18 protein-coding genes are annotated in these 22,380 nt (G+C 38.4%); 16 read left to right on the top strand and 2 right to left on the bottom strand.

Annotation, left to right across the window (positions count from 1 at the left end; translation table 11 throughout):
* From RF53_RS09465 to RF53_RS09415, 11 genes are all read left to right on the top strand, one after another.
* A complete protein-coding gene (locus tag RF53_RS09465) occupies positions 1–1,545 on the top strand; it encodes an HAL/PAL/TAL family ammonia-lyase (RefSeq protein ID WP_039037438.1) in 1,545 nt (514 codons plus the stop codon).
* The gene (locus RF53_RS09460; RefSeq protein WP_039037437.1) at positions 1,538–1,966 is read left to right on the top strand and encodes an acyl-CoA thioesterase; all 429 of its coding nucleotides are present in this window, start codon (positions 1,538–1,540) and stop codon (positions 1,964–1,966) included. Before RF53_RS09465 ends, RF53_RS09460 begins: the two co-directional genes overlap by 8 nt.
* Positions 1,967–1,980: 14 nt before the next feature.
* Entirely contained in the window at positions 1,981–2,502 is a 522-nt protein-coding gene (locus RF53_RS09455) for an outer membrane lipoprotein carrier protein LolA (RefSeq protein ID WP_039037436.1), read from the top strand.
* A 29-nt stretch (positions 2,503–2,531) separates the two neighbouring features.
* Positions 2,532–4,778 carry a transporter gene (locus RF53_RS09450; RefSeq protein ID WP_039037435.1) on the top strand — a complete coding sequence of 749 codons (2,247 nt, stop codon included), beginning with the start codon at positions 2,532–2,534 and terminating at the stop codon, positions 4,776–4,778.
* 4 nt (positions 4,779–4,782) lie between these two features.
* Positions 4,783–6,021 carry an NAD(P)/FAD-dependent oxidoreductase gene (locus RF53_RS09445; RefSeq protein WP_039037434.1) on the top strand — a complete coding sequence of 413 codons (1,239 nt, stop codon included), beginning with the start codon at positions 4,783–4,785 and terminating at the stop codon, positions 6,019–6,021.
* A complete protein-coding gene (locus RF53_RS09440) occupies positions 6,009–6,596 on the top strand; it encodes a DUF3261 domain-containing protein (RefSeq protein ID WP_039037433.1) in 588 nt (195 codons plus the stop codon). Before RF53_RS09445 ends, RF53_RS09440 begins: the two co-directional genes overlap by 13 nt.
* Entirely contained in the window at positions 6,596–7,765 is a 1,170-nt protein-coding gene (locus RF53_RS09435) for a beta-ketoacyl-ACP synthase (protein WP_039037432.1), read from the top strand. Before RF53_RS09440 ends, RF53_RS09435 begins: the two co-directional genes overlap by 1 nt.
* Entirely contained in the window at positions 7,758–8,213 is a 456-nt protein-coding gene (locus RF53_RS09430) for an ApeP family dehydratase (protein ID WP_039037431.1), read from the top strand. The genes RF53_RS09435 and RF53_RS09430 overlap by 8 nt, the downstream gene beginning before the upstream one ends.
* Entirely contained in the window at positions 8,210–8,935 is a 726-nt protein-coding gene (gene fabG, locus RF53_RS09425) for a 3-oxoacyl-ACP reductase FabG (protein ID WP_039037430.1), read from the top strand. The genes RF53_RS09430 and fabG overlap by 4 nt, the downstream gene beginning before the upstream one ends.
* Positions 8,935–10,164: a beta-ketoacyl-ACP synthase gene (locus RF53_RS09420; RefSeq protein WP_039037429.1), complete on the top strand. Its 1,230-nt coding sequence runs from the start codon at positions 8,935–8,937 to the stop codon at positions 10,162–10,164. The genes fabG and RF53_RS09420 overlap by 1 nt, the downstream gene beginning before the upstream one ends.
* 89 nt (positions 10,165–10,253) lie before the next feature.
* The gene (locus RF53_RS09415) at positions 10,254–11,555 is read left to right on the top strand and encodes a DEAD/DEAH box helicase (RefSeq protein WP_039037428.1); all 1,302 of its coding nucleotides are present in this window, start codon (positions 10,254–10,256) and stop codon (positions 11,553–11,555) included.
* 33 nt (positions 11,556–11,588) lie between these two features.
* On the opposite strand, the gene RF53_RS09410 is transcribed toward RF53_RS09415, so the two are convergent.
* Positions 11,589–13,085: an amidase family protein gene (locus tag RF53_RS09410; protein WP_039037476.1), complete on the bottom strand. Its 1,497-nt coding sequence runs from the start codon at positions 13,083–13,085 to the stop codon at positions 11,589–11,591.
* Positions 13,086–13,174: 89 nt separating this feature from the next.
* Entirely contained in the window at positions 13,175–14,782 is a 1,608-nt protein-coding gene (locus tag RF53_RS09405; protein WP_039037427.1) for an NAD(P)/FAD-dependent oxidoreductase, read from the bottom strand.
* Between the two features lie 192 nt (positions 14,783–14,974).
* Between RF53_RS09405 and fdxA the strand changes: the two genes are divergently transcribed.
* From fdxA to RF53_RS09380, 5 genes are all read left to right on the top strand, one after another.
* Positions 14,975–15,298 carry a ferredoxin FdxA gene (gene fdxA / locus RF53_RS09400; RefSeq protein ID WP_006791755.1) on the top strand — a complete coding sequence of 108 codons (324 nt, stop codon included), beginning with the start codon at positions 14,975–14,977 and terminating at the stop codon, positions 15,296–15,298.
* A 146-nt stretch (positions 15,299–15,444) separates the two neighbouring features.
* A complete protein-coding gene (locus RF53_RS09395) occupies positions 15,445–17,688 on the top strand; it encodes a carbohydrate binding family 9 domain-containing protein (RefSeq protein WP_039037426.1) in 2,244 nt (747 codons plus the stop codon).
* A gap of 21 nt (positions 17,689–17,709) precedes the next feature.
* Complete coding sequence (locus tag RF53_RS09390) at positions 17,710–18,168, top strand: Sbal_3080 family lipoprotein (protein WP_039037425.1); 459 nt, start codon at positions 17,710–17,712, stop codon at positions 18,166–18,168.
* A gap of 229 nt (positions 18,169–18,397) precedes the next feature.
* Positions 18,398–20,305 carry a putative bifunctional diguanylate cyclase/phosphodiesterase gene (locus RF53_RS09385; RefSeq protein WP_039037424.1) on the top strand — a complete coding sequence of 636 codons (1,908 nt, stop codon included), beginning with the start codon at positions 18,398–18,400 and terminating at the stop codon, positions 20,303–20,305.
* Positions 20,306–20,398: 93 nt separating this feature from the next.
* Positions 20,399–22,321, top strand: coding sequence for a putative bifunctional diguanylate cyclase/phosphodiesterase (locus RF53_RS09380; protein ID WP_039037423.1), 1,923 nt, complete (start codon positions 20,399–20,401; stop codon positions 22,319–22,321).
* Positions 22,322–22,380: the final 59 nt, after the last annotated feature.

Here is a 22,380-nt window from a genome sequence, read left to right as displayed (position 1 = left end):
GTGTCAGCTCAGGAAGTACAGCTTTTTGGAAACCAACAACTTTCTATTGAAGATATTGTTAATATTGCACATCAAAATACTCAGGTGCAATTAAGTGGCTGCGAGCAATTTAGCGCAAAAATTGATAGCGCGCTTAGCTTTTTAGACTCTCTACTCAAAGAAGATGGTGTGATTTATGGGGTAACTACAGGCTATGGTGACTCAGTCACGGTTCCTGTGCCACTTAACTTAGTTGATGAGCTGCCATTACATTTAACGCGCTTTCATGGTTGTGGACTAGGCGATGTGTTTAATAAAGTACAAGGGCGTGCAATTTTAGCTACGCGCTTAGCATCACTTTCACAAGGCTATTCTGGCGTAAGCTGGGAAATGCTTAATCTTCTCAAAGACTATTTAAACCTTGATATAGTACCTGTTATTCCTCAAGAAGGTTCGGTAGGCGCTAGCGGTGATTTAACCCCACTGTCGTATGTAGCAGGTGCTATGGTTGGTGAACGTGATGTTTTTTACAAAGATAAAATACTTAACAGCGCACAGGTAATGCAAGCGGCTGGTTTAAAACCTTTAACGCTTCGCCCAAAAGAGGGGCTTGCAGTTATGAATGGTACAGCTGTGATGACCGCACTGGCTTGTTTAGCGTTTGATAGAGCCAATTATTTAGCAAAACTTGCAAGTAGGATTACAGCATTGTCTAGCCTTGCTCTTAAAGGTAATAGTCATCATTTTGATGAAATTTTATTCTCTGTTAAGCCTCATCCTGGGCAGCAACAAGTTGCTAAATGGATACGAGATGATTTAAACCATCATGACCATCCTCGTAACGCTGATAGACTACAAGATAGGTACTCTATTCGCTGTGCACCGCATGTTATTGGTGTATTGCAAGATAGTTTGCCATTTTTCAGGCAGATGATAGAAAACGAGCTTAATTCTGCAAACGATAACCCCATTATTGATGGCGAGGGTGAACATGTACTTCATGGTGGCCATTTTTATGGCGGCCACATTGCAATGGCAATGGATAGTATGAAAACGGCGATTGCAAATCTGGCAGATTTAGCCGACAGGCAAATCGCTTCATTGGTCGATACTAAATTTAATAATGGATTACCATCAAATTTATCAGACAGTGAGGCTGAACGTCGTTACATAAATCATGGCTTTAAAGCCGTGCAAATAGGCGCCAGTGCCTATACTGCTGAAGCGCTTAAGTTAACGATGCCTGCAAGTGTATTTTCTCGCTCTACTGAGTGCCATAATCAAGATAAAGTAAGTATGGGGACTATTGCCTCACGTGATTGTTTGCGTATTTTACAGCTTACAGAGCAGGTTATTGCAAGTACGTTACTAGCAAGTATTCAAGGGGTGAGGCTGCGTATTAAACAAGGCGAACTTGAATTTTCAAGTTTAACTGCAGATATGCAAGCGATGTATACTGACATAACTCATTATTTCGAAAACCTAACTGAAGATAGGCCAATGGAAGCGGTGCTTAGACAAACCATTAGTTATATTCAGGAAAAACGTTGGGCTTTATATGAATAGTAGAGGCGCTTTGCTAACTCATGAAGTGGAAATTGAAATTCCATTTCATGACTGCGATCCGATGAATGTTGTATGGCATGGTAATTACCCTCGCTACTTAGAGGTGGCTCGCTGTGAGTTACTGCGATTATTTGATTACGACTATCCTCAAATGATGGAGTCGGGTTATGCGTGGCCAATAGTGGATATGCAAATTAAGTACGTGGCATCCGCCATATTTACCCAAAAAATTAAAGTGACCGCGCATTTAAAAGAGTTCGAAAACCGTTTAAAAATTGATTATGTAATTACAGATGCCATAACGAATAAGCGTATTACTAAAGCGACTACTACTCAAGTTGCTGTTGAGATATCGACTAAAGAAATGCAGTTTGCCTCACCAGCGGTGATAGTTGATAAGCTTGCAAAAATACTTAGCTAATATTGGATGATGCTATGAATTATTTAAAAAATTGTGTGTTTGTTAGTGCTCTTTATTTTGTTTTTTTTAGTGCCAGTTTATTAGCTGCTACGACAGTTTCGGGTGAATTTAAGCAATTAAAGCATTTTGCCGGCTTCTCTAAACCATTCATCTCTAAAGGGGAGTTTACACTTGAGGGGGAAAAGCTGCTTTGGTATGTAAAAACACCAGTGCAAAGCACATTACTAATCGAGAATGGCCAAGTATTTGTTAAAAATAAAGAGGGTGAGCTTACTCTTCAGCCTGGCAGCGAGCAGTTTGTAGGCTTATTAACTGACTTACTCGCATTAGATATGAAAGCCTTATATGAGCGTTTTGATGTAACAAACCAAACAGACTGTTTATTATTAAAGCCAAAAGATACGCTATTAAAACAGCTGTTTAGCCATTTTATTCTTTGTGAAAATAACCAGCGTGTACAAAGTATAACTTTAAATGAGCACTCGGGTAGCAACACAGTAATAGAGTTTTCTTATGCAAATACACCTAATAATTAATAAGTGTAAGTAACCTTCGGAAGAGTGATGTGATTAAACGTATTAGTGTACTTATTACATGGTTTGGTTTTTTAGCTGTTTTACTTTGTGCTGCTTTGTATATCACTAAGCCTGTATTAAATGCTGACATGTTTAGTTTATTACCAAAATCACATTCTCAATTGGCGTACGGCGAAGAGGTCTTTTTTAAAAAAAATGCAAACCGTATTATGTTTTCATTTACTGGTGATAGTAAAAACTTAGCACATGACGAGCTTAAATCATGGCTGTTAAAACGTGATATAAAAAATAGCTTTGAACTGCCAAGCATTGAGCAGTTATCTTCAGTGTTCTCTGCGTATCAACATGCGCTGCTCAGCGACAATTATAAAAATAGTATGGTTGATAAAGCACAGTTTGAGTCATTTTACCTTACTCAATTAAATCAATTAGGAAACCCTTTTGTAAGTGCCACACTAAAAGCCGATATTAGTTTAAGTCTTGCTGCATTTATAGGCGATAATTTAAAACAAAGTCAGTTATTCTCTTTAAGAAATGAGCGGTTAACGCGCCGTTTAAACCATAAGGATTATGCTGTTATATTGGCTACCATTCCTAACAATAGCCTTCCAATTGATGAGTCTATTAAGCTTGCGAGCAGCATTAAAAATAAGCTTGAAAGTTTAAATATTACTTACCCACGGACCACTATTCGCTATTCAGGTGCTATTTTTCATACAGCTGAAAACGCTCAGCAAGCTAAGTATGAAATGAGCTTATTTGGTGGCCTTAGTGTAATCGCATTACTTTTAATGGTGTTCTGGGTATTTAGGCAAGTCAGTAGCATTTTACTTGCAAGCTTAACCGTACTTAGTGCACTGGCTGGTGGTGCTACGGCCATGGTATTTGTGTTTAATTCGATTCATTTATTAACACTGGTTTTTGCTGTAACCCTAATTGGTATAGCTATTGATTATGCATTTCATGCGATGACTGATTTAGCGTATGGCAACAGTTTTTACCAAAGTAGTGGGTTAAGCAAAGGCACAAAAACAGCTTTGCTTTTATCTTTTATTACAACAGGCCTAGGCTATAGCTGTCTATTAGGTGCGCCAATTTCACTTTTATCGCAAGTAGCAGTGTTTGTAATTGCTGGGCTTGCGAGCGCTTGGTTATTCACATTAATTATATTACCTATCTGGCAATCTAAGCTTGTGCTCTCTGAGCGAAGTTTGATTAAAAGTCAGAAGTTATTAGGTTTAATGGTGCGATTTAACCGTTATAAGCAATCGGTTTTACTCGTATTGGGGCTGGTGTTAATGTTTTTGTTTTATCTTAAACCCATTTTATTTAACAACGATGTACGTTTACTAAATGCAAGCCCACAGCAACTAATACTTAATGAGCAAAAGCATTTAACTTTAATGGGGCAATTAGATAGTCACATTGTGTTTTTATTTGCATCAAATGCTGAACAACTACTGCAAAAGCAAGAACGAATAATAGGTGATTTAAAGCGTATTAACCCGCATCTTAAACACAATGCTATTAAGCGTTGGTTACCTAGTAAGCGCACGCAAGAAAATAATTTAGCGCTCTTTAATGGGGCTGTTAAAAACGATGTGTTAATTATTACTGAAAAATATACAGGGATAAAAGTTGAGTCAGCTAACACAGAACTTTTGAGTTACGACGCTTTAGCAAATAGTCATTTTTCAGTACTTTTAAATGCACAAATGTTTGTTGAGCCTAATAAAGCTGTTACTTGGTTTTCTGTATCGGGAGTATCCACGCAAGCGCTAACTTCTAACGTTAATGCTTATGAAGATGCGTTTATATATAACAAGCCTAAGCAAATCAGTAGCCTACTTGAAAACTACAGCCAGTATTTATTGCTTACATTGGGTGTGGCCATTGTTATTTGCTTTGTTTTATTTAGCTGTAAATTTGGTCTTCGGATTGGCACTGTGCAGGTGATAACATTAAGTGCCAGCCTGTTGACTATGCTTTGGGTATGTAATGCAGCGCAAGGAAGTATCTCAATTTTTAATCTGCTAGGTGGCTTACTCATTATTGGCCTAGCCATAGATTATTTAGTGTTTTACCAAATTAATAACTTAACGGCGGTAAATGTATTGGCCATTAGCTTGTCGGCCGCCTCTTCTATGTGTGTATTTGGTATGCTCGCCTTTTCAAATACCCCTGCCATTTTTAGTTTTGGTCTTACTGTTATGGTAGGGATTTTAGCCGTATATATTTTATCTCCATTAAGTGTATTAAAGTCTCAAAAGGAATAATAATTTGAACAACCTTGAGCAGTATGATGTTGTGGTTATAGGAGCAGGGCCTTCAGGTGCACTTGTAAGTAGCTTATTAGTACAAAAAGGCTGGAAAGTGCTGGTGCTAGAGCAACAATTATTTCCTCGATTTTCAATTGGCGAAAGCTTATTACCTCAATGTATGGAATATTTAGCTGATGCTGGGCTAGTTAAAACAATACATGAACATGCAGATGAGCTTGGCTTTCAATTTAAAGATGGTGCTGCGTTTCATCGTAATGGCCAAAATACAGCTATAAATTTTACTGAAAAATTTAGCCCAGGCCCGGGTACTACTTTTCAAGTTAAACGGGCTGATTTTGATAAGCTGATTGCTGATAGAGCGCAGCATCAAGGCGTTGAAATTCGCTATCAGCATAGTGTTATTGGTTTTACTGATGAAGCTGCTAGTGCGACGCTGCAAGTGCAAAATAATAAAAAACAAACGTATGACGTAAGGGCTAAGTTTGTACTTGATGCGAGCGGTTTCGGCCGAGTTTTACCAAAACTTTTAAATTTAGAAAAACCTTCTACTTTTCCTGTGCGTAGTGCTTATTTTAGTCACTTTAATGATGGCATTACTGACGAGCTGTTTGATAGAAATAAAATTTTAATAACCGTTCACCCTAAATTTAATGATGTTTGGTATTGGCTCATCCCCTTTAGTGATGGCACGTCCAGTATTGGGGTTGTGGCAAAGCAATCGCGCTTTAATGAGAGTAGCGAAGCTGACACCTTAAAACAGTTTATAGAACAAGACCCTTACTTAAAAAAACTTTTAGCTAATCGCGTACCTATAACACAGGCGCGTAGCGTTAGTGGTTACTCTGCTAATGTATGTACGCTACATGGAAAGCATTTTGCTTTACTAGGCAATGCGGGTGAATTTTTAGATCCAGTGTTTTCATCTGGGGTGACTATTGCTTTAAAGTCTGCACACTTAATTGCCCCCCTTATTGATGATTATTTAAATGGAGAAGTGATTGATTTTGATGAATGTTACGCCAAGCCATTGCAGGCAGGAGTTGATTGTTTTAAAACCTTTGTTAAAGGTTGGTACGATACCCGATTTCAAGACGTTATTTTTTATTCAGAACAAAACTCGCAGGTTCGTGAAATGATCAGTGCTATTTTAGCGGGTTACGCATGGGATAAAAATAATCCATTTGTTGCTCAAAGTGAGCGTCGTTTAAATGTATTAGCGCAGCTATGTCAAAATTAATCCCAGTTATTGAGGCTCATATCAGACACTTTTTAAGAGGTACTTTTATAGCTTTAGTGTGTGGTTGCATAGCAGCATGTAGTAGCACATATAAAAGCAGTGAGCGTGTTGATATTTCTGCAACCACTACACTTGATATTTCGCATGTGCCTGTGCAAATGTTTGATCAAAATTGGCAGCATGTTTTATATATTCAAAACAATGAGAAAGAGCATACTTTATTAGCACAATTAGAAATAAACAAGCAGGGTACTATCAACTTATTATTAATGACTACACAAGGCTTACCTATTTTAAAGCTTGAAAAACTAAATAATGAGCCACCTAATGTTACTAAAATGATAGTAGGTGTCGATTTAGACCCTGCTTATATATTGGCAGATATTGCTTTAGTGCATTGGCCTGTATTATTTCTTAATGAAAAAATATCTGGAGCGGTTATGGAGCAGATAGCCACAAAAAGGCGTGTATTAAAAGATAACCGCTCGATTATTACAATAAATTATACCGATAATAAAATAGTACTAAATAATAGTGAGCGACATTATCAAATTACATTTGAGAAGGTAAACTAGTGACTTTTTGGTTAAATGATTTAGGCATTGTAAGTGCAATGGGCAAAGGTATTGAAGATACAATTTTTAGCCTAAATAACTTACAACATAATGAAGCACCACGGCTTTTAAAGACAAAAAAATTAAGCACAGAGGATCTACCATTTTATGTTGGGCATGTAGACTGCGTTCCTCTAAATCAAAAGCGCCGTATTAATACGTTAATTGATATAGCGCTTGAGCAAATACTCCCAACACTTAACAGTTTTTCACATATTGATAAATCACGAATTGCTGTTGTGGTAGGTACAAGTACATCAGGGGTGCATGATGGCGAACAAGCTCGAGCTGATCACGACAGTAAAGGTGTGTGGCCAAGTGACTTTTTATATGCTGATCAAGAACTTGCCACTCCTTCGCATTACATAGCCCAAAAAGTAGGGGCGTTAGGTCCCTGTTATAGTATTTCAACGGCATGTACCTCAAGTGCTAAAGCTCTTATTAGCGCAAAAGCCCTAATAACCGCTGACTTAGCAGACGTTGTAATTTGTGGTGGCGTTGATAGCCTTTGCAAACTTACCATTAATGGATTTAATGCCTTGGCATCAATGAGCACAGGAATGTGTAAGCCTTTTTGCGATGAGAGAGATGGTATTAATATAGGTGAGGGTGCTGCGTTATTTGTTATGAGTAAAGAAGCACCGTTAGAAAATGGCGTTATGTTTTTAGGTGGTGGTGAAAGCTCTGATGCTCATCACATTTCGGCGCCAGACCCTAGCGGTAATGGTGCAAAATCGGCAATGAAGGCTGCTCTGGCCGATGCTGATTTATTACCTAGTGATATTGACTATATAAATGCACACGGTACAGCAACAATTAAAAATGACGAAATGGAAGCCCTTGCAATTAATAGCGTGTTTGGCAACAATACATCGCTGAGTTCCAGTAAGTACTTAACTGGACATACTTTAGGTGCGGCTGGTGCAATTGAAGCAGGTATCTGTTGGCTGTTGCTCAGAGGCAGAGGGAATATTACTTTGCCTTTTAATAAATGCTCACAAAGAAATAAGCTGGCTGATGTTAACGTTATTGAGCAAGCTAGTACGGTTAAATTAAATTACTGCTTATCTAACTCATTTGCGTTCGGTGGTAATAATGCGAGTTTGATTTTAGGTACACATAATGAATAATTATTCTATAGAGCAGGTTGTACCCCATGATGCTCCTATGATTTTAATAGAACAGTTAGTTGAATACAGCGATGAGTGTGCAACCTGCTCAGTGACTATTACACCTCAAAGCCCTTTTTATAATGAGCAAATTGAGGGAGTGCCAAGTTATATAGGTATTGAATATATGGCCCAGTCTATAGCTGCTTATGCTGGAGCATTAGCTAATGATATTAATGAAGCGGTTAGAATAGGTTTTTTGATCGGCACGCGAAAATATAAAACCCATGAGGCCAGATTTTGTAAAAACAGTAAATTAACTATTTATGTTCACAAGCTTTACCAGGAAGAATCTGGTTTAAGTGTGTTTGAATGCCAAATAAGCGAAAATAAAAAAATACTGTGTGATGCAAAAATAAATGTATTTCAGCCAGAAGATCCGCTGGAGTTTATAAGAGAAAACCAATGAATAAAAGAATTTTAGTAACCGGCTCTAGCCGGGGGATAGGTAAGGCTATTGCACTTAAACTTGCAGCTCAAGGCTATGACATTACTGTTCATTGCAGAAATGGTTTAGAGCAAGCTCAGCAAACATGTGCAGAAATACAGGCACTTGGACAAAGCACTACACTACTACAATTTGACGTATGTGATAGAGCTGCGGCGAAGCAACAAATTGAGCAAGATATTACAAACAATGGTGCTTACTATGGGGTGGTGTGTAATGCGGGCATTACTAACGATATGGCTTTTCCGGCAATGCAGGGTGATGATTGGGATAGCGTAATTAGAACTGGGTTAGATGGCTTTTATAATGTTGTGCACCCAACGGTTATGCCTATGGTACAAACTCGTAAAGGTGGCCGCATTATCACTATGGCTTCAGTGTCGGGTATTGCGGGGAACAGAGGACAGGTAAATTACAGCGCAGCGAAAGCGGGTATTATTGGTGCTACCAAAGCCCTATCGCTGGAACTAGCAAAGCGAAAAATTACTGTAAATTGTGTAGCGCCTGGTTTGATTGAAACAGAAATGACGGATGAGCTTCCGGTTACTGAAATGATGAAAATGATTCCCCTTAAGCGAATGGGAACAGTGAACGAAGTGGCAGGTACGGTCGCATTTTTAATGTCTGATGATGCAGCCTACATTACTCGCCAAGTTATTTCGGTTAACGGTGGGATGGTTTAATGAAACGTGTTGTTGTTACAGGGATGTCGGTTATAACCGCATTAGGCGATGATTGGAATGAATTTAAAAGCGCATTGATCAAAGGTGAAAATGCAGTTGTAACAATGAGTGAATGGGATAATGCTGATGGGCTTAATACGCGCTTAGCTGCACCTGTCACTCATTTTGAAAAACCTAACCATTATAAACGTAAGCAAATACGCTCAATGGGTAGAGTTGCACTTATGTCCACTAGTGCAACTGAGCGTGCGCTTGAGCAAGCTGATTTACTTGAACATAAAAGTCTTACAGATGGCTCTACCGGTGTAGCATATGGCTCATCCACCGGTTCAACACCGCCGCTTCTCGCATTTGCGAATATGTTGGAAAGTGGCTCAATGTCTGGGGTCACAGCTACAAGTTATATTCAAATGATGGCACATACAGCGCCAGTAAATGTAGGCGTGTTTTTTGGCTTAAAAGGACGAGTGATCACTACAAGCTCGGCATGCACGTCTGGCTCGCAAGGTATTGGTTACGCCTATGAGGCAATTAAGTTTGGTCGTCAAAAAGTAATGGTAGCAGGGGGGGCAGAAGAGCTTTGTATTACCGAAGCAGCTGTATTTGATACGCTGTATGCAACAAGTATTAAAAATGACACCCCTAAAAATACGCCTCGCCCATTCGATAAAAACCGTGATGGCTTAGTTATAGGAGAAGGTGCCGGTACTTTAATACTTGAAGAGTATGAGCATGCTAAAGCTCGAGGGGCTAATATATTGGCTGAGGTTGTCGGTTTTGGCTGTAACTCTGATGGACAACATGTTACTCAACCATCTTCAGATACCATGCAAATAGCCATTGAAATGGCATTGCAAGATGCCAATTTATCACCTGATAAAGTAGGTTATGTCAATGCGCATGGTACCTCAACCGATAGAGGCGATATTGCTGAGTCTCATGCCACTTTTAATGCACTAGGTGTTAAGCCTATTAGCTCTTTAAAAAGCTATTTAGGGCATACTTTAGGAGCGTGTGGTGCAATAGAAGCATGGGCTACTATTAATATGATGAGCGATAATTGGTTTGCACCTACAATAAATTTAACCGACATAGATAATGATTGTGCTGAGCTTGATTATATTAAGATGCAAGGGCGAGAAATTAACACCGATTACGTCATGAGTAATAATTTTGCATTTGGTGGGATTAATACATCTCTTATTTTTAAACGGTATAAGCAAGATTAATCAAGTTTATAAACACTAATCACTAACTGTTGGCTCATTTTTACTGTATAATTTGCGACCCTTGATAATGTGGCCGTAGGTTATACAGCATGAATTTTAAATCTTTTAGTTTCGCACCTGAAATCATCCAGGCATTAGACGAACTCAACTATCACACTCTTACGCCCATTCAACGCGCAGCAATTCCAGCTGTTCGTAAAGGTAAAGACGTTTTAGCCAGTGCACAAACTGGTACCGGTAAAACTGCCGCGTTTGCTTTGCCTATTATCCAAAAATTAATTGAATCAGACTTAAGCACAACCAATGCACCTACTGCTTTGGTTTTAGCACCAACACGAGAATTAGCAGAGCAAATAGCCAATAACTGTAAAGAATATGCAAAGCATACCTCACTAAAAGTAGTGAGTTTATTTGGTGGAGTAAATACCGCAGGCCAAGAAAACGCATTAAAAGCAGGCGTTGATATCGTAGTCGCAACTCCGGGTCGTTTATTAGATCACATTCGCCTAGGTAACTTAAGCTTGGCCAATGTAAAGCACCTAGTACTTGATGAAGCCGACCGCATGCTTGATATGGGTTTTATCACAGATATGCAAACTGTGATTAAAAGCTGTGCTGATGACCGTCAAATTTTATTACTTTCGGCTACATTCCCTGCAGCTATTAAACAATTTGCTTCTAAGGTACTTAAGCAACCTGAAATTGTGCGTGTTGACCAAACTAACAGTACCGCATCTACTGTACAGCACGTTGTATACCCTGTGGAAGAGCGCCGCAAACAAGAACTTCTTTCTGAGCTGATTGGTAAAAAGAACTGGCAGCAAGTACTTGTGTTTGTAAATATGAAAGACACGGCGGATGAGCTTGTTAAAGAACTAAACCTTGATGGCATTCCTGCAACCGTTTGCCACGGCGATAAGTCTCAAGGTAACCGACGCCGTGCTTTACGTGAGTTTAAAGAAGGTAAGGTACGTGTGCTAGTGGCTACGGAAGTTGCTGCACGTGGTATTGATATTGATGGATTACCGCGTGTAATTAATATTGACTTACCATGGCTTGCTGAAGATTACGTTCATCGTATTGGTCGCACAGGCCGTGCTGGTAATCAAGGCCAAGCAATATCGTTTGTAAGCCGTGAAGAAGAAAATACATTATTTGAAATCGAAGCATTAATCGGTCAAAAAATTAAGCGTGTTTACCTTGAAGGCTATGAAGTGAGTAACCGCGAAGTGCTTATTGATAAAATAGGTAAAAAGCCGGCTCACTTACGTCGTACTCGTTCTAATAAGTTATCAGGGCAAGCAACGGGCGAAGCTCGCGCGGTAAACCGTTCGCGTATATCTAATGTGCGTAAAAGCTTAAAAGGTGCAAAGTTGTCACTTAAAAAATAACAACTCAAATCAGAATTAATAAAACCTGAGTTTTTACTCAGGTTTTTTTATGGGTGAAATAAATACTGCGTCGATTATTTGAGCATGCTGATAGGCCGCCTGTGGCTGGTTTTTATTTGCAATAATAGATAACCCAACAGGTAGTCCACTAACTTGACCAGCAGGAAGAGTAATATGAGTTGTGCCGGCAATTGCTGATAAAGAACTACTACTGCCTTGAAAGTTATCACCATTTACTAAGTCTGTTTTCCATGCAGGTGATGTTGTTGGGGCAATGACAACATCCACATTATTATTTTTGTATAAATTAGTAATTGCAGCTGTGGCCAGTGTGCGGTAACGGTGTTTAGTTTTTTGGTATTTGTCTGTTTGTGTTAAGTCGACAGCATTGGCTTGTATTAAAATATCTTGCCCAAAATGAAGCATTTCAGCTGCTTTGTTTTGTTTATTAAAATCAATCAGTGCACTTAAACTTTTTACCTTCACTTGGTCAGAGGTATTTGCTAAGTACTGGTTTATTTCTTTATTAAAATCATAAAGTAATACGTAATATTCATCGACAAAAAGCGTAGCTAGATCATCAGATATATCAATATTGACTACTGTATGACCTGCCTGTTTGAGCGCTGAGAGCTGTTTTTTGTATAAACGCTGGGTCTCTACTGTAAACTTATCACTGGGCAACGCACCAATAACTAATGATGGTTTTGTAACTTTATATTGTGCTTGCAATTCAAAGCTATGTGTTGAAGTATCAAGCGCATCGCGTCCTTGTAGGACAGATAATACAAGACGGGCATCTTTTAATGAGTGTGCCATTGGGCCAACACTGTCTTGGCTACTAGAAAGTGGCACTACACCAGAGCGCGATACTTGGCCCATGCTTGGTTTTATAGCATAAACGCCATTTACAGAAGCGGGGCAGGTAATAGAGCCATCGGTTTCTGTTCCAAGGGCTAAAGGGGCAAAGTTAAGTGCGATGGCAACCGCTGATCCTGAGCTCGAACCACAGGGATTTCGGGTTGTATCATGCGCATTGTGTGTTTGCCCGCCAACTGCACTCCATCCAGACGATGAGTAAGACGATCTAAAATTTGCCCACTCACTTAAATTGGTTTTACCTAAAATAATAGCGCCCGCATTTCTTAACTGCTTAACAACAAATGCATCGTTATTAGTTATATTATTTTTAAGAGCTAAAGAGCCAGCTGTTGTTGGTAATGATCCAGTGGTTTCTATGTTATCTTTTAAAAGTACGGGTATTCCATGAAGAGGCCCAGCCCAAAGCCCTTGAGCACTAAGTTCATCAATTTTTTTTGCTTGCGTAACAGCTGTAGGTTCAATGTTAATGACGGCATTAAATTGAGGGTTAAGCTGATTAATTCGTTTAATATAGCCTTGAGTAAGTTGTTGAGCGGTAATTTTATTATTTTTATACGCCGAGTGGATCTCATCTATTGTTTTTAACTCGTGAGCTGAAATATTAAAAGCAACGACCCAGATTAATAACCCTAATAATTTTTTTATCATAAAAAAGTACACAAATAATTTTTTGGTTACTTTTAACACAAAAAAGCCCCACAATGTGAGGCTTTACGACAATTAACTAAATAGCGCGTTTAAGCGTTTTCAAGCATTGAAAGCGCAACAGCTTCGGCAGCTTTAATGCCATCAATACCCGCTGATAATATACCGCCAGCGTAACCTGCGCCTTCACCTGCAGGGTAGAGTCCTTTGGTGTTAATGCTCTGAAAGCTTCTGTCGCGTTTTATACTAATGGGTGATGACGTGCGCGTTTCAACACCCGTTAGTAATCCATCATTAGTAGAAAACCCACGTATTTGCTTATTAAAAGCAGGAATAGCCTCACGTAACGCTTCAATAGCAAACGCAGGCAATACGTTACTTAAGTCAGTTAACTTAATTCCTGGTGTGTAAGAGGGTTTAACATCGCCTAAATCAGCAGAAGATTTGCCTTTTAAAAAGTCGCCGATAAGCTGGGCTGGTGCATCATAGTTTTCGCCGCCTAGCTTGTAAGCTTGTTCCTCTAATTTGCGCTGCAACTCAATACCCGCTAAAGGATGGCCTGGGAAATCTTTTTCAGGTGAAATACCCACAACAATAGCACTATTTGCATTGCGCTCACTGCGTGAATATTGGCTCATACCATTGGTAACAACTCGGCCTTCTTCAGATGTTGCCGCAACGACAGTGCCACCAGGGCACATGCAAAAGCTATATACAGTGCGTCCGTTATTACAATGATGCACGAGCTTGTAGTCGGCAGAGCCTAAAATTGGGTTGCCAGCATTTGGTCCAAAGCGACACTCGTCAATCATTGATTGCTTGTGTTCTATTCTAAAGCCAACTGAAAAGGGCTTGGCTTCTACATAAATGCCTTTATCGTGAATCATTTTAAAGGTATCGCGTGCGCTGTGCCCAACGGCAAGAACAACGTGTCGTGTTTCAACATGTTCACCGTTAGAAAGGGTTAAGCCTGTTACTTGACCGTCATCTAAGTGAATATCATCTACACGGGTACTAAAGCGAATTTCACCACCTAACTCTATAATACGAGCGCGCATTTTTTCAATCATTGTCACAAGTTTAAACGTACCAATGTGAGGCTTACTTACATACAAAATTTCTTCAGGTGCGCCTGCTTCAACAAATTCGGTAATAACTTTACGGCCATAATGCTTTGGATCTTTTACTTGGCTATATAATTTGCCATCTGAGAATGTACCCGCGCCGCCTTCACCAAACTGCACATTTGATTCGGTGTTTAGTGCTTTTTTACGCCAAAAGCCAAAGGTATCTTTGGTACGCTCACGTACTTCTTTACCACGTTCAACAATAATTGGATTAAATCCCATTTGTGCAAGCACTAAGCCTGCAAATAAACCACAGGGGCCAAAACCTATAACAACGGGGCGCTCTGTGATGTTTTTATTTGCTTGAGCTACAAATTTATAGGATGTGTCGGGCGCTGTTTTAACATGTTGATCTTTTGCAAATGCAGCTAAAAGCTCAGCTTCGTTATCAACTTCTATATCAAGGGTGTAAATGAGTAATATGGCTGTTTTTTTTCGCGCGTCGTAGCCACGTTTAAATACGTTATAACTGTGTAATTGTTCTGGTTGTATTTTTAGTTTGTTGATAATGGCTTGGCCAATGGCATTATCATCATGATCAAGTGGCAATTTTATTTCAGTTAAACGTATCATTAATATCTCTATTTGGTGTCTTAGCGGTTGTATATCCGCTCACAATAAGAAAGTGTAGGGCGCGAATTGGCTTTACATTAAGGGCGCATATACTACGTTAAATTGGCTAATTATGGCAGTTATTTATTGTATTTTTGAGGTGAAAGGGTATGATCGCGCACTATTAAATTAGCTTTATGGTACAAAAAATTTATGGCGTTTGTAGTTACTGAAAATTGCATAAAATGTAAGTACACCGATTGCGTATCAGTGTGTCCTGCCGATGCATTTTTTGAAGGCCCTAATTTTTTAGCAATTAGCCCAATTGATTGTATTGATTGTGGATTATGCGTACCGGAATGCCCAGCTGAAGCAATTTATCAAGAAGATGAGTTACCCGACTCTCAAAAAGAGTTCACTGAACTTAATGCAGAGCTTGCCTTAATTTGGCCGCGCATTACCCAAGTCAAATCTGCCCCAGATGATGCAGACACATGGAATGGAGTTGAGAATAAGCTAAAGCTACTCGACACCTAACCGTCCAATTAAAATAACCCTTTATTATTAATTAGTTAATATTCAGCGAAATTTTGTTTGCAAGGTATTAACAAATGTACTCGCTTAAATTACACTCCGGCTTAGAAATTACTCATATTGGGTAAAGTTGTTCTAAATGGATGTTTATGCAATACTTTATAACTATAAAAAAACCACTCACGCTTTTACTTTTATCCTTTTTTCTCCTATTTAATAGCTTCTGTGTATTTGCAGAAAAAGAGCAGGTATCGCTAGCACGAATCAATCAAAATATTAGTGTTGATGGCGTACTTGATGAAGCGCAGTGGCAAAAAGCGACCTACGTTCCTTTACTCGTTCAAGATGAGCCTAATGAAAGAGGCACGCCTCCGGTAAAAACCGATGCCTACATGTACGAAGATGGCACAAATTTGTATGTTGGTTTTATTGCTTACGATCCGGAGCCAGATCAAATACGTGCTTCACTTCGTGACCGAGATACCCTTTGGCAAGACGACACTGCCATACTCGTAATAGATACCTTTAATGATGAGCGCTCAGGCTATGAGTTTTTTGTTAACCCGTTAGGTGCACAAGGCGATTTACGCATGAGCGATACCGATGGTTGGCAGTCTGATCCGTCGTGGAATGCAATTTGGGATAGTGCCGGAAAAATTACCGATGAAGGTTATGTAGTTGAAATGCGTATTCCTTTTAAAGCATTGCGTTTCCCAGAAGATAAAAAAGACTTAACGTGGGGGTTTTTGTTAATGAGGAATTACCCACGGGACGTGCTCTATCAAATATCTAACATGGGGTTCGACCGCGATGTCAAATGTAGCCTTTGCCAGTTCGATAAGTTAACGGGCTTAAGTGAAATTGAATCAAGTAAAAATGTACAACTTACCCCAACGCTTACCGCGCTTCGTCACGATGATAAAGCGCAACTTCCCGGTGACTGGGAGAACGGTAACATAGATACTGAAGCCGGTTTAGATTTACGCTGGGGAATAACAAAAGACGCGGTATTAAATGCGACTATTAATCCTGATTTTTCGCAGGTAGAGACTGATTCACTAGAGCTTGATGTGAATACAACCTACTCAATCTATTATGCAGAAAAAAGACCTTTCTTTTTAGATGGTGCCTCATATTTTAAAAGTAGCTTATTTGAGCTTTTATACACCCGAACCATTGCAGAGCCAACTTTAGGGGCTAAGTTAACCGGTAAAACAGATGGGCATAGCTATGCACTTATGTTAGCTGATGATGAAAACAGTAATATTCTACTACCTTCAAATCAAGGCTCTGGTTTTGCTTCATTAAATGAAAAAACACGGGCAGCAGTAGGCCGTTATCAATATGACTTAGGTGATCAAGGAACGTTGGGCGTTTCAAGTACACACCGACAAAGCGATAATTATCGTAATACGGTACTATCAGTTGATGGCAGTTATTGGTTTAATCAGTCAGATACATTGCTTTATCAGGTTTCGTCAGCTGATACACGAAATTCTGACTTTTTGGTTGATAACTATGGACTATCCAAAACGCAATCTGATCAGGCATACGCAATTGAGTTAACGCGTGACAAGCGAGACTATAAACTTTACACATCTTATGAAAATATTGGTGAGGATTATCGCACCGATTTAGGATACCAAGCAAAAGTTGATTATGAAAAAGTGCTAATTGGTGGCGGTCAAACGTGGTATCGAGATGAGTTAGATTTAATTACTTCATGGTCTTATGAAGCTGATTGGGATAAAACCTGGTCGCAAAGTGGTGACTTGCTTGAGGAAGAATACGAAGGCTTTTTAAGTTTTAAGGGGCAAAAGCAGTCTTTATTTAATATTGGTTTTATCCATCGTAAAGAAAGTTATTACGATGAATTTTACAATCAGAATATAGGTTATCTTTACACTTCGCTTAAACCGACAAAAGACTTGAACTTATCGTTTTACTTAGAATATGCAAGCCGTATTGACTATACAAATTTAGAGCTTGGCGATGTAATTAATACACAAACGCAAGCAGTTTGGGATATAAACGATCATTGGCAAGTGGATATAAGACACAGTTATAGTAAGTTAGATAACCCACGAGATGACCGCGTTTACACAGCTAATTTAGTCGATTTTAGACTGCATTATAAATTTAATATGCGATCAATGTTAAAGCTGATTTTACAGGTTGAAGATATAGACAGAAACAAAGACGCTTATTTTTATCAAGTAAGCAAAACAAATAAAGACTATGGCAGCCAATTAGTTTACTCGTACAAAATTAATGCTCAAACATTATTTTATTTAGGCTACTCAGATAAAAGCTATCAAGACGATTCCCTAAAACACGTTGAAAGAGATCAACGCACATTTTTTACAAAAGTTAGCTATGCATGGCAACTTTAAATAACCATTAAAAGGATGAATATGAATACAATAAAAATAACTATCGCAGCTGCAATGGTAGCAACCCTAGCGGGTTGTGCTGCTAAGCAAGATATAACTCGCTTTGACACTGTGAAACCAGAAGTAGTATGTATAGCTGAACATAAGGCAGTTAAAGAAGGCGTTGTCACAGCAATGGAAGAAGGGTTTGCAAAACATAACGTCAAAACACGTGTAATTGCTGCTAACTATGTATTGAAACATCAGGAGTATCAAACTGAATTACCTAATGCTGACATCGCAGGGTGTAATGCCGTTGCTTATTACGTGGCTAACTGGCATTGGGATTTAGCGTTGTACATGTCATACGCAAATATTTGGGTTACAGACGCTCAAACCAATAAAAAAATTGCGCAAGCATCTTATCGCACCGGCGGTGGTTTGGATAAGTTTATAGACGCGAAAGAAAAAATTATCGAACTAATCGATGGTATGTACTAAATACTTGTAATATTAGTTTATTCAAACATTTTAAGCTTAAGGTTTATTTTTATTCATCACACTCTATAATTAGCTAATTATTAAGCATTAATTTATTCTTTTTGAGTACAGTTCTAAAAATTTTAATGAATAAGGGCTGTGCTATGGCTTGCTTAGTACTAAAAATAGACGATATAATCGTCTTTTAGTAACGGGTTTATAGGATAAGTAATTTAGATGGATTTTGTTGATGAATAAATTTAAACCCTTAGGCAGCATTTTTTTTGTATTTATCTTATTTTGCTTTTGTTTAAACATCGAACTAACAAACCAAATTAACCGCATTAATTTATTCAACCCTGACATAGATTTGCGCCACTTTGATATTGTAGATACAACGCTCGAAATGGCGCCTTGGTATAACCCTATGCTCAATGGGCACTATTTAATACACCAGCCTTCTGCCGATTTTTTGTTAGTTAAAACTACCGACACGGAATTTATCGCTGCAAACTCAACAAAGCTTATTTTAATGACGTTAACGTCGCCAATAAACTTTATATTGGTGTGTATGGTATTGTTTGTTGGCTTTACAATTATTCGTAAAGAGCGTAAAAAAATCTCTTATCAGCATCAAATTGCACAGCTAAATAACAACGCTAATCAATTGCTTGTAGCCTTTAACCTACAACCCCAACACGACAACCCGTCAGGGCTTGGCAATTTAAGCCAGTCAATAAACAATTTAAATACCCATGTCGCTAATTATTTAAAGCAAACACAAACAAGCATATGCCAAGATAAATTAACACAACTCATCGATAGACATGCCTACATTGAGCATATTGGAAGGCACATAAATCAAACCGGTCAAAAAGAACTCAATTGTGCATTATTGTTTATAGATTTAGATGGGTTTAAGCAAGTAAATGATTCATTTGGTCATAGTTTTGGCGACGAAATATTGGTGCAAGTTGCCACGCGATTAGCTAATGTGTTGCGTCACCATAAGTTGAGTAATATCAATTCTGCAAACCAGTTAGAACAAAATTTATCGCGTTTAGGCGGTGATGAATTCTCTATATTTATTGAATCGTTGGACGAAAGTGACAAAGTAGTCGACATAGCCAAGCAAGTACTTAGTGAGCTTGAAAAAGACTTTGTGCTTGGCAATAAGATTGTAAAAATTAGCGCAAGCATTGGTATTGCTACTTATCCAGAAAGCGCATCTACACCACAAGCACTATTACAACTAGCTGATGTAGCAATGTATCGTGCTAAAAGTGATGGTAAAGGTATTTTTAAAGTTTATTCTCCAGAAATGGGTAATAAAATGCGTCGCTATCATTACTTACTTGAAGAGCTTCGTTTAGCCATTGCATGCAAAGACTTTTATTTGTCTTTTCAGCCAATTGTGCACGTAGAAGATTGCATGATTGACTATTTTGAAGCGCTCACTCGATGGAATCACCCCGTTGAAGGTATGATCTCTCCCGCTGAATTTATTCCTATTGCTGAAGAATCAAATTTAATATTAGAGTTAGGTGATTGGATTATGCTTGAGTCATGCAGACAAATGGCTGCTTGGCACAATGCGGGTATGCGTAAAGTAAAAATATCAGTGAATATTTCCGGTATTCAGTTAAAACATCGTGATATATACGATTGGATCACAAAAATCCTCAAAAGTACGGGGTTACCGGCAACGTCTTTAATGCTTGAAGTAACAGAGTCTACCTTTATTCAGGCAAGCTCTAGAATTATTGATGAGTTGAGCAAGCTAAGAGAAGACGGTGTAACTATTGCTATAGACGATTTTGGTACCGGGTTTAGCTCTTTAAGTACGCTAGCAGATTTACCCATCGATGTTATAAAAATAGATCGCTCGTTTATTGCACAAGCTAACAAAAGCAAAAAATATAACGATATACTCAATACAATTAGTGAGCTTGGGCAAAGATTGGGGCTTAAAATTGTCGCAGAAGGCGTTGAAGAAATCGCCCAGTTTGAGCTTGTGAAAAAATTAGGTGTGAGTTCAGTTCAAGGTTATTTAGTCAGTCGACCTGAGTCGTCAATTAATGTAGGAAATAAAGTGTTACGTAATAATAACGCTAATTTATCTGCATCTGGCTCTAGCGCCTGGGAAATTTCTAAATGAATGTGTTGCTAGGGCGTTTACTGGACAATTTTTTAATTAAGGCATAGCTTTAGTTAAACTAATAATAAAAACGAATGTAAAGGCTTAGATAATATGCATCGAAGCTCCCTAATCAAAGAAAACCTTAATGATACCGTTAGATTGCTTTACGAGAACGCTTATTCAGGTTTACTCGTCTCTTTATTTGCCAGCGCATGTATTGCTTTTAGTTTTAATAAAGGCGGATTGTTAAGCTATAACGACAAGCTAGTTTGGTGGCTTATTATGCTGCTTGCTTTGGGGATCCGTTTTTTAGATATTCGTCTATTTTTAAAAACAAACAAAACGGCTACTCAATTAGACCTACTAAAGTTTTCAACAGGGGTTATTATAACTGCCATTATATGGTGCAGTTATGCCTTGTATTTTCACACTTCTTTTGCCCCCCTAGAAGCCACAAGTATCATAATTATATTATCCGCTCTTGGTGGTGGCTCTGCCAATGTTTTGTCAGCACATAAGCTGACCTGTTTTGCTTACGCTTTTATTCTGTTATTTCCCTACGCTTTAGTGCTAATAATGTCTGAAGACTATTACGAAAATGTACTCGGCTTTTTGGGTATTGGCTATGGCTCAATTACCTTGTTAACTCTAAATAAAGCATCTGCATTTACACAACATGCAATACATTTAAAAAATCAAAACAGCGATTTGCTAGAAAGAATGGAGCTAAGAGTTGACGCGCGTACTAAAGAAATAATGCATTTATCAAACTCTGATTCGCTAACTCAATTATTAAATCGAAATGCATTTTTAAATGATGCAAAAAAGAGAATTAAGCATTATCCAGACCCACCTTTTGCGCTATTTTTTATAGACCTAGATGGGTTTAAGAATATAAATGACGTGATGGGTCACAAGGTAGGCGATAATGTTTTAAGAAGAACAGCGAAACGTATTTCTGACGTGTGTGCTCATAATCAGCAAAAGTGCCGCTGGGGTGGCGATGAGTTTTTAATTTTAAGTGATTTTGTATGCAAAGAAAATACTTACGATTTTGCTAAAGAAATTATTGATGCAATTACGCAGGATCATCCAGAAACAGAGCACGGTGCACGGGTAGGGGCAACCATAGGTATTGCACTTTACCCAGAGCATGGTAAGGATCTGGATGCCTTAATTTTAAATGCCGATATGGCAATGTATCATCAAAAGAGAATGAATCGTGGGCAAATAAGTTTTTTTAGCGAGTCGCTTCGTTCAGAATTAGAAAGAAAGCGCCTACTTAGCGAAGAGCTTTTAACAGCGCTCATCAACAATTGTTTTTCGTTAGTATACCAGCCCATTATTGACTCTAAAACACATGATATTTATGCGATTGAGGCGCTTATACGTTGGCAATTGAAAGGAGAAAACATTCCTCCTGACGAGTTTATACCTATTGCTGAGCAGTATGGGTTAATTTCAAAAATAGGTTTTTGGGTACTCGAAACGGCATGCCAACAAGCACTTACTTTTCAAAAATTAACTCCAGATTTATCAGTCAGTATTAATGTATCTGTAATGCAGCTTAAAGAGATAGAGTTTGCCAGTAAGGTTAAAAGCATTTTGGCGGATTTAAATTTTCCTGCTCATAAGCTTCATTTAGAAGTAACTGAATCTGTATTTGCAAACGATAAGCATACATTTTTGTATGTGGTTAAATCATTACAAGAGTTGGGTGTTAGAATTTCAATAGATGATTTTGGAACCGGTTACTCTTCTTTATCAAGTATGCTTGATGTTGGTGTAGATATTGTAAAAGTAGATAAAAGTTTTGTTCAAGATGAGGATGAAAGAGGCTTAAGCATTGTTAATGCAGTAGTGCAAATGGCAAGTTCGCTTAATTTTAATGTTATTGCTGAAGGGGTTGAAACACCTTTGCAGTGCAAAAAGCTTACTCAACTTGGCGTAACGCATTTGCAAGGGTATTACTTTTCAAGACCGCTGACCTCAAGCGCATTAATTGAATATTTAAACAATAAAAAAGCCTCATAAAGAGGCGTTTTTCAGTTTAACGAACCTGGGTTGTGGTTCGCTAAATTTATGTACAGAGT

Source organism: Pseudoalteromonas sp. ECSMB14103, assembly GCF_000813065.1.
GTDB classification, from domain to species: domain Bacteria; phylum Pseudomonadota; class Gammaproteobacteria; order Enterobacterales; family Alteromonadaceae; genus Pseudoalteromonas; species Pseudoalteromonas marina.
This window is presented reverse-complemented; position numbering and strand designations above follow the sequence as displayed.

Excerpts from the sequence above, each read along its gene's own strand:
- RF53_RS09460 (WP_039037437.1), top strand. The coding sequence starts at position 1,538 with ATGAATAGTAGAGGCGCTTTGCTAACTCATGAAGTGGAAATTGAAATT.
- RF53_RS09455 (WP_039037436.1), top strand. The coding sequence starts at position 1,981 with ATGAATTATTTAAAAAATTGTGTGTTTGTTAGTGCTCTTTATTTTGTT.
- RF53_RS09440 (WP_039037433.1), top strand. The coding sequence starts at position 6,009 with ATGTCAAAATTAATCCCAGTTATTGAGGCTCATATCAGACACTTTTTA.
- RF53_RS09430 (WP_039037431.1), top strand. The coding sequence starts at position 7,758 with ATGAATAATTATTCTATAGAGCAGGTTGTACCCCATGATGCTCCTATG.
- fabG (WP_039037430.1), top strand. The coding sequence starts at position 8,210 with ATGAATAAAAGAATTTTAGTAACCGGCTCTAGCCGGGGGATAGGTAAG.
- RF53_RS09420 (WP_039037429.1), top strand. The coding sequence starts at position 8,935 with ATGAAACGTGTTGTTGTTACAGGGATGTCGGTTATAACCGCATTAGGC.
- RF53_RS09415 (WP_039037428.1), top strand. The coding sequence starts at position 10,254 with ATGAATTTTAAATCTTTTAGTTTCGCACCTGAAATCATCCAGGCATTA.
- RF53_RS09410 (WP_039037476.1), bottom strand. The coding sequence starts at position 13,085 with ATGATAAAAAAATTATTAGGGTTATTAATCTGGGTCGTTGCTTTTAAT.
- RF53_RS09405 (WP_039037427.1), bottom strand. The coding sequence starts at position 14,782 with ATGATACGTTTAACTGAAATAAAATTGCCACTTGATCATGATGATAAT.
- fdxA (WP_006791755.1), top strand. The coding sequence starts at position 14,975 with ATGGCGTTTGTAGTTACTGAAAATTGCATAAAATGTAAGTACACCGAT.
- RF53_RS09395 (WP_039037426.1), top strand. The coding sequence starts at position 15,445 with ATGCAATACTTTATAACTATAAAAAAACCACTCACGCTTTTACTTTTA.
- RF53_RS09390 (WP_039037425.1), top strand. The coding sequence starts at position 17,710 with ATGAATACAATAAAAATAACTATCGCAGCTGCAATGGTAGCAACCCTA.
- RF53_RS09385 (WP_039037424.1), top strand. The coding sequence starts at position 18,398 with ATGAATAAATTTAAACCCTTAGGCAGCATTTTTTTTGTATTTATCTTA.
- RF53_RS09380 (WP_039037423.1), top strand. The coding sequence starts at position 20,399 with ATGCATCGAAGCTCCCTAATCAAAGAAAACCTTAATGATACCGTTAGA.